The sequence below is a fragment of the Polynucleobacter wuianus genome (assembly GCF_001659725.1).
In the GTDB taxonomy this organism is placed as follows: domain Bacteria; phylum Pseudomonadota; class Gammaproteobacteria; order Burkholderiales; family Burkholderiaceae; genus Polynucleobacter; species Polynucleobacter wuianus.
Genome location: NZ_CP015922.1, coordinates 1,449,923 through 1,462,977, shown reverse-complemented (window position 1 = coordinate 1,462,977; position 13,055 = coordinate 1,449,923). Strand labels below are relative to the sequence as shown.

The following is a 13,055-nucleotide window of genomic DNA, read 5'->3' as shown; positions in this document are numbered from 1 at the left end:
ATCTGCGCCGTTTTAAATGGCTGCATGATGTACGGCGACGGCACGCCTCCTCAGGTTAAATTGCCAGATCAATGGCCTGCAACTCAAAATGCTTCCCAAGAGAAGTCTTTGCCCTTATATCCATGGTGGAAAGAGCTAAAAAGTGATGAGTTAAATGAGCTAGTTAGCGAAAGTTTAAAAAATAATCGCCAAATACTCCAATCTATTAACAACATCGAGCAAGCTCAGGCTCAATTGGATACGGTCAAACTTGGCTGGCTACCTTCTCTCAATTTCTTTGGGGGATCAATCAATGGCAATACCACGCTATTTTTCCAAGGGCTGTCTGTTCCAGTAGCTAACGTGGGAGGCTTTGTGGGCTTCTTGCCCACCTATGTGGTGAATTTGCTTCAGCAGCCTGCAAGACAAAATCAGGCTGGACAAATACTCGAAGCTTCGCAAGCAGACTATCTGGCAGTTAGGACTACGATGATCGCGCAGGTGACTACAGCATATGTAGCCGTGTTGGTAAGCGAGCGCCAGACACAAATCTTGCAAGATATGCGTGAATCCCTTAAAAAGCGGGCCGAGATTGTCTCGGCGTTAGCCGCTAGGGGTTTGGCGACTGAGTATGGTCAGAATCAATTAGAAATTGAGTTAAATGCAATCTCAGGCCAGCTAGCGCAAAATAACGCTAATCATCAGGCTGCGCAAAATGCTCTGTTAATTCTGGTGGGAAGAGGAATTGGGCGTATCAAAACCCAACAATCTATTGATCAAATTAATACCGATGTTCCGTCTCCCGGAAATATGCCCGCATCAGTCGTAGCAACCAGGCCTGATGTGGCTGCAGCTAGAGCAAGGTTAGATGCAACAAATTATGGGGTGACTGCAACAGCGAGTGCTTTATTTCCCTCTATTAGTCTGAACGCATTGGTCACTAATATTAAAACCACTCAGAATGGAGCAAATGCGAGCTCAAATGCCAATTTTCAGGCCGCTTACGCTGCTCTGGTGCTTGATCCTAAGATCATCGGCGCAATTAGCTCTAGCAATGCTATCTATCGATCAGCAGCCATTGCTTATGTAGAGGTAGTCAACTCAGCACTTCGAGAAACTGATGATGCGCTCTCGGGATATGAGGCGCAGAGAGTAAAGCTGGGGCATGACACCGAGGCATTTTCTAAAGCTAAAAACAATCTGAAAATATCGGAGTCTATGTTTCGGCAAGGACTTCTTTCTCAGTCGCAGTTTCTAGAAAATAAGGCCCAATTTAACTTGGTAGAGGCTGCAGTGACGCAGACAAAGCTGACTGAGCTAATTGCAATCGCCAAGTTATATCAATCCATGGGTGGTGGATCAATTTATGAAGAATCAAATCTTGAAATTTCTAACGGAAAAGTACAACCAACTCAAAAGTAAACTTACTCAAATCAATTTTCGTCAGAAATTGAGTAAGGTCAACTTTGCAACGGCAATATTCGCCTTGGGTGGATTGATTGCTGTTGGATACTTTTTAACTTCCGCGTTCACATTAACTGATAACGCTTACATTGTTCGCATACAAACTCCTGTTTCTTCAAAAATTGCCGGCTCAGTTTTAGAGGTTTTGGTTAAGAATGGGCAGTCAGTTAAAGCGGGCGATGTTTTAGTAAAACTAAATTCAGATAACTACAGATTATTGTTTGAGGCGGCAGATGCTCAGTACGAAAAAGGCTTAACTAGCATTAAGGCCCTATCGAAGAAAGTTGATCTCACCAAGCATAATTTACAGGCAGCAAAAGAGAATCTAGAGATTTTGAAAAATCAATACCGTCAAAAAAATCATCCATCAGTAAAAGGTGGTATTCCACAGATTGAGCTATCCGACCTAAAGCACAAGGTCGAAGTCCAGGCAAATATCACTGCAGGCTTTGCTGATCAGCTTGAAATCGACCAGCTTGAAGTGGAGATGGCTAGAAATAACCTGACAGCATTAAAGAGCGCCAGAGATCAAGCGGAAATTGTTTTAAATGACTCCACGATCAAAGCTCTTATTGATGGGCAGGTTCAAAACGTTTTTCTAGGAATCGGAAAAAATGTAGCGCCCGGTGAAACACTTTTTACTTTGGTTAATAGTGGCTCTGTTTACGTTCAGGCAAACATTGAAGAAACAGATTTGGAAGGCGTTAAGCAGGGCGACAAAGTAAAGGTTTACCCAAGGGTCTACTTTGGCAGTAAATCCTTTGAGGGTGTAGTGGTTAGCGACCCATTTGGCGTTACCAGACAAATCAGCCAACCATTTACGGGTAATCAAATTATCGCCACCGAAAACAAATGGCTTTTGCTGCCGCAGCGACTTCCAGTCATCATAGAAATCACTAATACTGACCCTAAGTACCCGCTTCAAAATGGTATGTCAGCCTATGTTCGTATACGCGGTCAGTAGCCCCTTATTAGATCGGGCTGACCCTTACTGGGTCTGCCGATTGTCGGCCCTAAAGGTTGCCTATGTTGCGGTAGTGCTTTTTATCATTAATGCTTTCTTTAAGTCTCCAACAGTTCCAGTGTTGGAAATGCTAGTAACTGCCGTTGCAGTAGCAGCAACCGAATTGCCACCAATGAATTCCCGTAAGAAAAAGATCCTAGGCTACATTGGCATAGTTATACTTTGCGTAACTACCAACACTATTTTTGGGCTCGTTTCCTATTTCAAGTGGGGTCTATTATTTGGCATAGGATTGTGGTCTTTAATCCTTTACCGCCTAATTGCCAAAGATGGAATGACTGCTAATGTAGTAGGTATATTGATTTTGATCGGTATCGTCTCACTTGAAGGGGATGTTGCAACTGATCTGAATGGCGTAATCAATCACGTTCTATTTTATTTTGAATATGCAGCAGCGGGATTACTCGCATTGCTAATATTTCCAAATCTACACGATCGAGTCGTCAAAAGCGCAGCTTTACGCTTACTAGAGGCAGACCAGCTTTTAATCAAAGGGGAGTTAAGTCTTAATGAGTTTAACGACCGGATTATCTCCAGTTTTTTAGTATTAGAAAATCAAGCAGATCAAGTCCAACCAGTTTTTTATGGGTTAATGCCATTATTAAAGTCACTCCAGCTTCAAATTAGAGGAAACATTACAGTTTTTAAAGATCAGGCCATTCCTGCGCTGGATATGCTCAAGGAAATCCACGGTGCCATCAGTAAATCACGTTTAATTGCAGTCGATAGGCTCGCGTCTGGCGCAGAAGAGCTGCGAGACTCTAAATTGAACGCCGCCATAAAGGATTTAGCTATGTATTGGAACTCAAAATGCCTAGCCTAAATTTTAAAATTCGAATACTTCAAGTCGTAGGACTTATTGTGCTTTCCCTTTTGATCGCTCAAATTTTGCAGTGGGACCAGGGGCTATGGATTGCCGTATCGGTAACTGCGATTATTGGCCCATTTAGCGCAAGCTTAACAATCGAAAAGTCGCGCAATCGAATTATTGGGACCATTGCTGGATTGCTGATAGCTACGGTATTAGAGATCTTCCTTAGATACAACTATCAGTTTGTGTTTCTTGTGGGTATCGTTTTGGCTTATGTATTGGGGTTTGCAGTTCAGCAAAACTATCGCTACTTCATCATGGTCGTGACTGTCGCGATTTGTTTGAATTTTGAGTATATGAATTTGCCATTTACCTCTTTTGAGCCTATCTCATTCTTAATTGCCCGATTTATGGCTGTACTGACAGGTATTGCCCTATTTTTGCTAATACAAAAATATGTATATGGCACCCAAAACGCTAGGGTAGAGCTTTCGGAATCGACTCATCAACTTAAAGCAAAGATTGCTGATCAACTTTTCTGGCTTAGTCAGGCTGCTAGCGCCCCAGAAATGTCTGGAATTGATCAAGCTATGGTACTTACAGCCCAGGCGGCATCTTTTGAGGAGTTACTTTCTGCTGCAGACTTTGGTCTGGGCGCCCCCTGCAGAGAGCTGCGTATGGCTAGGCAGGTGAACATACTAAGGCATAGGGTCATATCCTTACTTCTCGATCGATCCAGTGCAGAGCAGGAACCTTTGGAAATGCAAACCAAAATTAAGAGCTTGATTCAACGTCGAGCCGTGCGGCTTAGAAATGCCATTGGTAGCCCAGATCAATCTTTGATTGCTAATGGCGCAATGTAAGGTAATTTCAAATATGACTAACTTTCAAAACCCACTCAAGCTACTCGCTTTTTATGCTGAGAATATCTTTGGTAGCGGTATAGATGTTTTCATGCTTTCCGCAATCGTAATTTTTGTAATTCATAGCTTTTTAGTGCTTTCAATTACAAGAGGTTTTGGGCGCTTCATTACAGGAAATTCTGTCAGCTGGAAAGCAAGGGTAAGTTTTCTACCTTATGCATTTGTAATGTTTCTTATTGTGATGACTCACATGATGGATCTGCTCTTTTATGCTTACATGTTAGATGGTATGGGCGTTTTTTCTGATCCGCTAGCTTCATTTTATTTTGCTGGGGAGATGTACACCACCGTGGGATATGGCAATTATCAACTTTCGCCAGAATGGCGCGGTCTTCCATTGGTTATTGCATTTTCGGGCATATTTGCCATCTCTATATCAGGTGCTGGTCTATTTAATATGCTGCAAATGTTACTAGACGAGCGAAATAAAAGTAAGTGAATTATCAATATTTTTCTTATAAAAGAATGTTATTTGAAAGCTACCAAATGAAAAAAATTAAGTTAACCCTTGCCGTATTCCAGGCTGCTACTGCGCTTGTCTTTCTCACCACCCATTTAGCTTTTGCACAGACCCCCGAGAAAAGAGGGGAGTACCTTGCTAGGGCGGGGGACTGTATTTCTTGTCATACTGCACCTGGCGGTCAGCCTTTTGCCGGTGGACTCAAAATGAATACCCCTTTTGGTTACCTGCTGACACCGAACATTACCCCTGATGTGAAGACTGGAATTGGCTCATGGAGCAAGGATGAGTTTTTTAGAGCAATTCATGATGGTGTCAATAAAAAAGACCAGGATATGTATCCTGCAATGCCTTTTACCTCCTATGCCAAAGTGAGTCGTGAGGATGTTGATGCAATTTACGACTATTTAAGAACGGTTAAACCGGTTGCAAACGAGATTTCCATCAATCATCTTGCATTTCCATTCAATATCCGCACATCCATGTTCTTTTGGAGAGAGTTATTCTTCTCCCCAGGTTTTTTTAAGCCTGATTCTTCGCAATCTGCCTCATGGAATCGTGGTGCCTACCTAGTTGAGGGGCTGGGACATTGCAGTGAATGTCACTCACCTCGTAATGTCATGGGTGCTATTGAGCAATCAAAGGCATTTACTGGTGCTTTAGTTGATGGATGGTTTGCTCTCAACCTTACATCCAATTTGCGAACTGGACTAGGTTCATGGTCTGCAGGGGATATTGCAAATTATCTAAAAACGGGGAAGTATCCTGGAAAAACTTCGGCTCTGGGCCCGATGGAAGAGGTTGTACATAACAGCACAAGCTATCTCAACGATGCTGATTTGTTAGCAATGGGTGTTTACCTTAAAAGTCTGCCTGCAAATTCAAGTTTAAACAATGTAAATAAGGTGATTGATAAGTCAACACTAGAAGGTGCTCGTCTTTACATTGATAACTGCAGCGGTTGTCATCAGTCAAGTGGCCGTGGCATCCAAAACGTCATTCCCCCTTTAGCAAGTAACCCTGCCGTATTAGCTCCAAATGGATCAAATGTTGTGAAAGTCATCATTCGAGGGATTGGTAGTCGTAATGGTTATATTCCGATGCCATCTTTTGCCTCACGATTAAGTGACGAAGAAATCGCACAACTTAGCAACTATGTACGAGGTAGTTGGGGTAATGCAGCAGCACCAAATGTCACTGAGGCAATGGTTAAACATATTCGTGCTAATCCAGGGATCTAAGTCCTATCTGGAAATTAACTTAATGAGCGGTAAATAAGGAAAATGATATGAAAAAGAATGCAGCCCAAGTTCTCGTGGAGGTATTAGAGTCTGCTGGTGTAAAGCATATTTATGGTGTGGTGGGGGATACTTTAAATTATGTAACAGACGAATTATCTAAAAGCAGTATTGAGTGGGTTCATACAAGGCATGAAGAAGTGGGGGCATTTGCAGCAACTGCTGATTCATATATGACTGGTAACCTGGCTGGCTGCGCAGGCTCTTGTGGACCAGGAACTCTTCATTTGATTAATGGGGTATACGAGGCTCATCGAGCACGTGTCCCATTAATTGTGATTGCCAGTCAAATTGATACCATGACCTTAGGTATGGATATGCCTCAAGAGGTTGATTATCAAAAGGTATTTTCCGACTGTTCGGTATTTTGTGAGCAAGTCTATAACGCTGAACAGATGAGAAGGGTTGCTGTTTTAGCATGTCAAGCAGCTATCAGCAAAAAGGGTCCGGCTGTCATTATTCTGCCAGTGGATATCAGCAAGGCTGAAGTTGAGGATGAAATTCAATACTCAGTTCACTTTCCTAAATCGATCTGTACTCCCTCAGAGGATGATTTAAATCAAGTTGCGCAAATACTTGCAAAGGGTAAAAAGATAGGTATTTATGCTGGAATTGGTTGCGAAGGCGCGCATGATTTGTTGGTGGAGCTGGCAAAAAAACTAAAAGCACCCATTGCCCACACCTCAAGGGCTATTGATATCGTTGCATACGACAATCCCTATAACGTAGGCATGACTGGTTTATTGGGTATCCATTCTGGCTTTCATATGATGTCTGAGTGCGAAACCCTGCTTTTACTTGGGGCTGACTTTGCTTGGGGTCAGTTTTATCCCCAACACGCCAAAATCATTCAAATTGATCGCGAAGCTTCTCGCCTTGGTAGAAGGCATCCGATTGCCCTGGGTCTTCAAGGTGACGTCATTCCAACATTGGAAAAATTGATCCCAATGCTTAAGGAGCGTTCTGAAGATCAATTTCTAAATGAATGTTTAGAAGTATCGAAAAAGACACAGGCAGCACTTAAGGTGGAAGAAGAGATTGGTGATGGCAAGGTAATTCATCCCCAATATATGGCCAAATTATTGAGTCAATATGCAGATGAAGATGCTTTATTTACCGCCGATACAGGCACATGCTGGGTTTGGGCACTTCGACATATCAAGGTAAATGGGTTCAGAAAATTTTTGATGAGCTTAAGGCATGGAACCATGGCAAATAGTATGCCCATGGCGCTTGGACTTAAGAAGGCATACCCAGATCGTCAGGTGATAGCGCTCTGCGGCGATGGCGGTCTGGCTATGCTTATGGGTGATTTACTGACGATTAATCAAGAAGATTTGCCAATTAAGATCGTGGTCGTTAATAACGGCGCACTTGATTTTGTCGAGTTAGAGATGAAGGCTGAGGGTTTATTAAATAACTACACGGATCTCCATAACCCTAGTTTTGCCAAGATTGCAGAGGCTGTTGGTATCAAAGCATTTGAAGTTAAAAATGCTTTTGAGCTTGATGGAATAATACAAGAGTTTTTAGCTCATAAGGGCCCAGCGCTCCTTGACGTTTATACCAATCGTTCTGAGTTAGTTATGCCTCCAACGGTGGACCTGGGTAATGTTATAGGGATGGCCACCTACAGTGCCAAGGCAATCTTAAATGGTCGTATTACCGATGTGAAAACGCTGATGGCAAATACATTACAGAGTGCTAAGCGTGAATTAAAGAACTAAGAAAAGCAACTAGCGACACATATTTACATAGATAGTGATAAACACATGTTAGATGAGAAAAAATCAGCAATTGAAGCCGAGGAGCGCTATCGCCATGAGGTAGCAAGTAAGTTACGCTATGAAGTTGGTGCGATGGAACGAGAGGTTATAGCAATTGAGCAAGGTATTTGGAGCAAAATTCAAGAATTCTTAAATAGTAATGTTGGTATGTGGCTCTTATCATCAGTATTGGTCACTGGGGGCGCTGGTCTTTACCAAACAATGCAGCATCATTATGAAGAAAAACTTCACAATAAAACCCAACTCATAACGCTTCAATTCGAAATTGCTAATCGTATTGAGAATATGCGGTATTTTTGGCGTAAGGCTAAAACTATTAGAGAGGGTGAGTTTGCCTTGAGAAGCGTTTTTCAAAGCAAGACGCCAATTAATCCTGATGTTGAAAAAATTAACCTATCAGTTCTATATTTCAATCTATATCAGTTAATTGGACGCCAAAATCAAGAGGTTCTAGAGATAGTTCGTAAATTAGAGGATATGGAATATGAGCTGCAGGCTCAAAAGCCTGGCGATTTACTTCCTGAGGATGAGAAAAAGAAAGGTCTCGAGTTAATTGGTAGGCTTGAGCAAGCTTTAATTAAGCAGAACTAAAATCAATACTTAATGCAGAATTAAGCTAGGCATAGCTTCCTAGGCAAAATAAATGCTCTCCCAAAGACGGATTTAGTCTATAGTGGCCGTTCAAAATACCAGTGTATAGTCGGTTCGTTGTGATGCTTAAATGTCTGTTTTCCCGACAAACCGCATAACCAAGTGTCGCGTTTCGCGACACCCATAACCCTCATGAGATGCTCACGGCCACCCAGCGCCTCCCATCCCCACTCTTTACGTCCATAAAGTTCCGCATTGTCATCAACAGCCATCCCTATATTCCGTTCGCCCAAAAGAAAAGGGACCACATCTCTGTGATCCCTTCGTATAACTGGTGGGTCGGGCGAGATTCGAACTCGCGACCAACGGATTAAAAGTCCGCTGCTCTACCGACTGAGCTACCGACCCAGTTAAGCCATAAATTATAGCAAGAAGTTTGTTGGTGATCCTTCGGTCTGTAGGGTCTGCCCTTAAGCCCTTGTAGTTACAAGTCGGCTATGTAGTAGCCCGCCTAGCTACTGGCGGATTTTTAGAGAAATAGTCCTTAATTCCCTTCAAAATAGCTTCAGCAATGCGGTCTTGATAGCCATCATCATTAAGCCTGGCTTCTTCCTGTGGATTACTAATAAATGCTGTCTCTACTAGGATAGAGGGGATGTCTGGAGCTTTCAGAACAGCAAAGCTGGCCTGTTCTACCTTACCTTTATGCAGGGGTGCAAAACCGCCAATTTGCTTCAGAACAGAGTTACCGACCTGCAGCGAATCTTTAATTTGAGCAGTAGTCGACATGTCTAAAAGAAGGTTGGCCACTTGTCGATCTTGAGTTTTGATATTGATGCCGCCTACGAGATCAGAAGCATTCTCTTTGTTGGCCATCCAACGCGCCATGGTGCTACTAGCTCCCATTTGCGAAAGAGCAAATACTGAGGCACCTTTGGCATGGGGCTGAATAAACGCATCTGCATGAATCGAGACAAAAAGATCAGCTTCAACTCGTCTGGCTTTCTGTACTCTGACGTGTAACGGCACAAAGTAATCACCATCTCTCGTTAAGAAAGGGCGCATATAAGCTTCATTCTCAATCTTGTCTTTGAGTCGCTTGGCAATGGAAAGTACGACATGCTTTTCTCTAGAGCCCAAAGATCCAATAGCGCCGGGATCTTCTCCTCCATGCCCTGGATCAATCGCAATGGTAATCAAGCGTTGATATTTTGCTGGTGCAGGAGCTTGTTTCATCTCTGGAATAGCTTGGGCGGTCGGTGCTGCCGGGGTCTTTGCAGCCTCCTTCTCTTTCTTAGTAGCAAACTGCGCAATCAAATCCACTTCTTCATTAGATTTTGCAAGAGCACTTTCTTTGCGAGCACTGCTCTTGACTAACTCCATCAGCGGGTCTGGCGGAGTGGTGGGATACAAATCAAATACCATTCGGTAGTTGTACTCAGCTACAGGGTCTAGCGTGAAGAGCTGAGGTTTGATGGGCTCCTTTAAGTCAAATACCAAGCGCACAATGCCTGGCTGAAATTGGCCCACCCGAATTTGTGAAACATAGGGATCATTTGGCTTTACTTTAGCAACCAGATCCTTGAGTGTGGGATTGAGTTCAAGACCTTGAACATCCACAACTAAGCGATCGGGGTTAGTTAGAATCTGTTGCGTAATTGGTAGGGGGGTATCGGATTCTAGGGTAATGCGCGTGTAATCTTCAGAAGGCCAAATACGCACACCTAATATCTTGGCGCCCCAAGCGATTTCTACCTCTGTAAAAAGTAAAGCAAAGCTTAAAAACTTTGCGGTCGTTTTCAGGTGCTGTCTTCTCGAAAGATTAGTTTGCCCTAAGGCTTTCTTGATGCGCATTTATTTAGACAAGGTCTTCTTTAAATGATTTAGAACATAGAGGCCATCATTTAAAAATGCGTTGATTGTGATTATTCGCTCATTCTCATCAGTGCCAGCCATTAATTCAATTTCGAGGTCAAAAGGTGGCAAGCTTCCCTCTGCCTTTTCTGGCCACTCAACGAGGCAAAAACCGGGGATATCAAAATACTCTGCAAATCCTACTTCTTGCCATTCCAGGGGCTCTCGCATTCTGTAGAGATCAAAGTGATGAGCTGTGTAAGCACTTCTCTTAGTTTTAAGTGAGTAGGGCTCGCATAAGGTATAGGTTGGACTCTTTACCTTTCCTAAATGGCCCATGGACTGAATCAGGTGTCGTGCAAAGGTTGTTTTACCTGCGCCTAAATTACCTACCAGAGAGATATTGAGGTGCCCCAGTGGATTTTGTTCTATAAATCCAGAAATACTGGCGGCAAGATGTTTGGCAAGGCATGCGGTATCCGCTTCCTGCCTACAATGTTGCTTAAGTGTTTCTAGTGTTTTGGCCATTCTTCTAGTTTATTCAATAATTGAGCTACATTCTCTATTCCTATGCCTTTATCTAGCAACCTTTCTACTCTAGACGAGTCTGAGTTACAAACTTGGCTTGGAGAAAAGGCTGTAAAGCTGGGCTTTAATGGTCTACGCATTACCAATACTCATTTAGGCTCGGCAAGTGAGCGTTTGCAGGAGTGGTTAGCAGAGGGTCGTCATGGCCATATGGAATACATGCAGCGCCATGCCAATCTTCGCTCAGACCCAGGGTTATTGGTCCCAGGTACGGTACGAGTGATTTGCGTAACGATGAACTATCTTCCTGTAGATTGTGATTTTGATCGCGAGTGGAAGAGATTGGAAGATCCAGCACAAGCTATAGTCTCGATGTATGCCAGAGGGCGTGATTATCACAAAGTACTGCGCAATCGTTTGCAAGATTTTGCTAAAGCTATCGAAGAAAAAATCGGAACCTTTGGATATCGAGTCTTTACTGATTCCGCACCTTTGATGGAAGTAGAGCTGGCACGTAAAGCAGGTTTAGGTTGGCGCGGCAAACATACCCTGTTGCTCAATCGAGAATCTGGCTCCACCTTTTTCTTGGGCGAGATTTTGGTTGATGTGCCACTGCCGATTGATCAAGAGTCTGAAGAGCATTGCGGTACCTGCACCTCCTGCATCGATGTCTGCCCCACCCAAGCTATCACTGCGCCATATCAATTAGATGCCCGTCGTTGCATCTCTTATCTCACCATTGAAAATCCCGAGTCAATTCCAATGGAGTTTCGTAGGGCAATGGGTAATCGAGTGTATGGCTGTGATGACTGTCAGCTCATTTGCCCATGGAATAAGTTTGCTAAGCGAACACAGTTACCAGATTTTGCTCAGCGCCATGGCCTGGGGCAGGCGAGCCTCTTGCATTTATGGTCATGGACGGAAGCGGAGTTTGAGCAACGCCATGAGGGGAGTGCCATTCGACGCATTGGTTATAGTCGATGGCGTCGTAATCTTGCGGTAGCAATGGGTAATGCACTTAGAGGCCCAAGGATTGCCGATCATGAAAAAGAAGAAATTCGTAAAGCCTTAAGTATGGGAATGGCAACTGCAGATTCATTGGTGACTGAACATATTCAGTGGGCTCTGAACCCTTCTTCTTGAGCAGGAATTGCCACTAGCTCTTACAATTACTTTATGTCATCAGCCGATCAACCTTATATAGATCCCAGTGAAATCGCGCTGGAAGGTTCAGCCGCTGAGCGCTTTAAGAACCCTAATGACGCATTTTGGTCGGGCATACGAGACGCTGCTGGAGCGCCAGCAATGGTTTTGTTTGCTGGCATGGTGGGTTTCGGCGCTATGGGTAAGACCAATGGCTTTGATGTTTGGTTTACCACCTTCACTTCATTTTTCATGTTTGCATTACCAGGGCAGGTAGTCTTGCTTGAGATGGCTATTACTGGTTCATCAGTCCTTGCCATTGCTTTGGCGGTGACATTAACTTCGACCCGTTTTATTACCATGACGGTCACGCTCTTTCCGCAGTTTCATCAAAAAGATCGCAATCGAAGTTTGTACGCCTCGGTGCATTTGTTGGCGATGACTGCATGGGCAATCTCGATGAGAGAGTTTCATGCAATTGAGACTAAGCATCGCTTAGCGTATTTTGTTGGCCTCGGTTTGCTCTGTTGGTTGATTTCAATTCCCGGGACCATCTTAGGTTTCTACTTAGCAGGCATGGTGCCACCTGCTATTACGCTAGGTCTCGTATTTATTAATCCACTCTTTTTCTTGCTGACTTTCACAGAAGTGAAGCCTTGGATTAATCGCATTGCTATTTTGATGGGTTGCGTATTTGGACCAATATTTTTTATGATTGACCGCGATACCAGCTTGCTTACGGCTGGTCTCATCGGGGGCACATTGGCTTACTTTATTGATCGCCAGTTCTTGCGCAAGAAACCTGGAGTGATCGGGTAATGAGTGCTATGAATGCGATGACCAATGCACTTTCTGGGTGGGGTCTTTGGATTGCTCTTGTTGGCGCCTGCTTAGGTACCTACTTTTGTAGGGCGATTGGTGTAATGCTTTCTCAAAGCATTAATCAAGATAGTGAAATCTTTCGTTGGTTAGCTGCTGTTACCTATGCGATGGTTTCTGCTTTAACTATTCGCTTGATTGTGATGCCCTTGGGATTGATGGCAACAGTCCCTTTGTGGATACGTATTCTGATTTGCGCCTTGAGTATTGGCGTGATGGTGTCTAAGCCTACCAAGCGATTGGTTCCAGCCTTGCTGACTGGAACCTTGCTCATGGTGGGTTACGGCATCATTCGCTAATTACTATTAATGACG

General features: G+C 43.6%; 13 protein-coding genes and 1 tRNA gene. 11 read left to right on the top strand and 3 right to left on the bottom strand.

The window, feature by feature from the left end; genetic code table 11:
- The first annotated feature begins 24 nt into the window (after positions 1 to 24).
- The 8 genes from A8O14_RS07515 to A8O14_RS07480 are packed head-to-tail and all read left to right on the top strand — an operon-like array spanning position 25 to position 8,337.
- Entirely contained in the window at positions 25 to 1,401 is a 1,377-nt protein-coding gene (locus tag A8O14_RS07515; RefSeq protein WP_161484823.1) for a TolC family protein, read from the top strand.
- Entirely contained in the window at positions 1,361 to 2,407 is a 1,047-nt protein-coding gene (locus A8O14_RS07510) for an HlyD family secretion protein (RefSeq protein WP_161484822.1), read from the top strand. The genes A8O14_RS07515 and A8O14_RS07510 overlap by 41 nt, the downstream gene beginning before the upstream one ends.
- Positions 2,408 to 2,447: 40 nt before the next feature.
- Complete coding sequence (locus tag A8O14_RS07505) at positions 2,448 to 3,290, top strand: hypothetical protein (RefSeq protein WP_068948935.1); 843 nt, start codon at positions 2,448 to 2,450, stop codon at positions 3,288 to 3,290.
- Positions 3,278 to 4,141 (top strand): FUSC family protein, encoded by an 864-nt coding sequence (locus tag A8O14_RS07500; protein WP_068948934.1) that lies wholly within the window; start codon positions 3,278 to 3,280, stop codon positions 4,139 to 4,141. Before A8O14_RS07505 ends, A8O14_RS07500 begins: the two co-directional genes overlap by 13 nt.
- 13 nt (positions 4,142 to 4,154) lie before the next feature.
- Complete coding sequence (locus A8O14_RS07495; RefSeq protein WP_068948933.1) at positions 4,155 to 4,640, top strand: ion channel; 486 nt, start codon at positions 4,155 to 4,157, stop codon at positions 4,638 to 4,640.
- A 47-nt stretch (positions 4,641 to 4,687) separates the two neighbouring features.
- Positions 4,688 to 5,902 carry a c-type cytochrome gene (locus A8O14_RS07490; protein ID WP_068948932.1) on the top strand — a complete coding sequence of 405 codons (1,215 nt, stop codon included), beginning with the start codon at positions 4,688 to 4,690 and terminating at the stop codon, positions 5,900 to 5,902.
- Between the two features lie 47 nt (positions 5,903 to 5,949).
- Positions 5,950 to 7,686 carry a thiamine pyrophosphate-dependent enzyme gene (locus A8O14_RS07485; protein ID WP_068948931.1) on the top strand — a complete coding sequence of 579 codons (1,737 nt, stop codon included), beginning with the start codon at positions 5,950 to 5,952 and terminating at the stop codon, positions 7,684 to 7,686.
- Positions 7,687 to 7,731: 45 nt separating this feature from the next.
- The gene (locus A8O14_RS07480) at positions 7,732 to 8,337 is read left to right on the top strand and encodes a hypothetical protein (protein ID WP_068948930.1); all 606 of its coding nucleotides are present in this window, start codon (positions 7,732 to 7,734) and stop codon (positions 8,335 to 8,337) included.
- A 332-nt stretch (positions 8,338 to 8,669) separates the two neighbouring features.
- Here the strand turns inward: A8O14_RS07480 and A8O14_RS07470 are convergent.
- The 3 genes from A8O14_RS07470 to tsaE all read right to left on the bottom strand — a co-directional run bounded on the left by A8O14_RS07470 (position 8,670) and on the right by tsaE (position 10,719).
- A tRNA-Lys gene (locus tag A8O14_RS07470) sits at positions 8,670 to 8,745 on the bottom strand.
- Between the two features lie 87 nt (positions 8,746 to 8,832).
- Positions 8,833 to 10,191 carry an N-acetylmuramoyl-L-alanine amidase gene (locus tag A8O14_RS07465; RefSeq protein WP_068948928.1) on the bottom strand — a complete coding sequence of 453 codons (1,359 nt, stop codon included), beginning with the start codon at positions 10,189 to 10,191 and terminating at the stop codon, positions 8,833 to 8,835.
- A complete protein-coding gene (gene tsaE, locus A8O14_RS07460) occupies positions 10,192 to 10,719 on the bottom strand; it encodes a tRNA (adenosine(37)-N6)-threonylcarbamoyltransferase complex ATPase subunit type 1 TsaE (RefSeq protein WP_068948927.1) in 528 nt (175 codons plus the stop codon).
- Positions 10,720 to 10,761: 42 nt separating this feature from the next.
- On the opposite strand from tsaE, the gene queG reads away from it, so the two are divergent.
- The 3 genes from queG to A8O14_RS07445 are packed head-to-tail and all read left to right on the top strand — an operon-like array spanning position 10,762 to position 13,040.
- Positions 10,762 to 11,862 (top strand): tRNA epoxyqueuosine(34) reductase QueG, encoded by a 1,101-nt coding sequence (gene queG, locus A8O14_RS07455; protein WP_068948926.1) that lies wholly within the window; start codon positions 10,762 to 10,764, stop codon positions 11,860 to 11,862.
- 33 nt (positions 11,863 to 11,895) lie between these two features.
- The gene (locus A8O14_RS07450; RefSeq protein ID WP_068948925.1) at positions 11,896 to 12,681 is read left to right on the top strand and encodes an AzlC family ABC transporter permease; all 786 of its coding nucleotides are present in this window, start codon (positions 11,896 to 11,898) and stop codon (positions 12,679 to 12,681) included.
- A complete protein-coding gene (locus A8O14_RS07445) occupies positions 12,681 to 13,040 on the top strand; it encodes an AzlD domain-containing protein (protein ID WP_068948924.1) in 360 nt (119 codons plus the stop codon). Before A8O14_RS07450 ends, A8O14_RS07445 begins: the two co-directional genes overlap by 1 nt.
- Positions 13,041 to 13,055: the final 15 nt, after the last annotated feature.

What these genes read in the sequence shown, in the direction of transcription:
- A8O14_RS07515 (WP_161484823.1), top strand. Translation starts at nt 25, where the DNA reads ATGATGTACGGCGACGGCACGCCTCCTCAGGTTAAATTGCCAGATCAA.
- A8O14_RS07485 (WP_068948931.1), top strand. Translation starts at nt 5,950, where the DNA reads ATGAAAAAGAATGCAGCCCAAGTTCTCGTGGAGGTATTAGAGTCTGCT.
- A8O14_RS07445 (WP_068948924.1), top strand. Translation starts at nt 12,681, where the DNA reads ATGAGTGCTATGAATGCGATGACCAATGCACTTTCTGGGTGGGGTCTT.
- tsaE (WP_068948927.1), bottom strand. Translation starts at nt 10,719, where the DNA reads ATGGCCAAAACACTAGAAACACTTAAGCAACATTGTAGGCAGGAAGCG.
- A8O14_RS07480 (WP_068948930.1), top strand. Translation starts at nt 7,732, where the DNA reads ATGTTAGATGAGAAAAAATCAGCAATTGAAGCCGAGGAGCGCTATCGC.
- A8O14_RS07490 (WP_068948932.1), top strand. Translation starts at nt 4,688, where the DNA reads ATGAAAAAAATTAAGTTAACCCTTGCCGTATTCCAGGCTGCTACTGCG.
- A8O14_RS07465 (WP_068948928.1), bottom strand. Translation starts at nt 10,191, where the DNA reads ATGCGCATCAAGAAAGCCTTAGGGCAAACTAATCTTTCGAGAAGACAG.
- A8O14_RS07500 (WP_068948934.1), top strand. Translation starts at nt 3,278, where the DNA reads ATGCCTAGCCTAAATTTTAAAATTCGAATACTTCAAGTCGTAGGACTT.
- A8O14_RS07495 (WP_068948933.1), top strand. Translation starts at nt 4,155, where the DNA reads ATGACTAACTTTCAAAACCCACTCAAGCTACTCGCTTTTTATGCTGAG.
- A8O14_RS07450 (WP_068948925.1), top strand. Translation starts at nt 11,896, where the DNA reads ATGTCATCAGCCGATCAACCTTATATAGATCCCAGTGAAATCGCGCTG.
- queG (WP_068948926.1), top strand. Translation starts at nt 10,762, where the DNA reads ATGCCTTTATCTAGCAACCTTTCTACTCTAGACGAGTCTGAGTTACAA.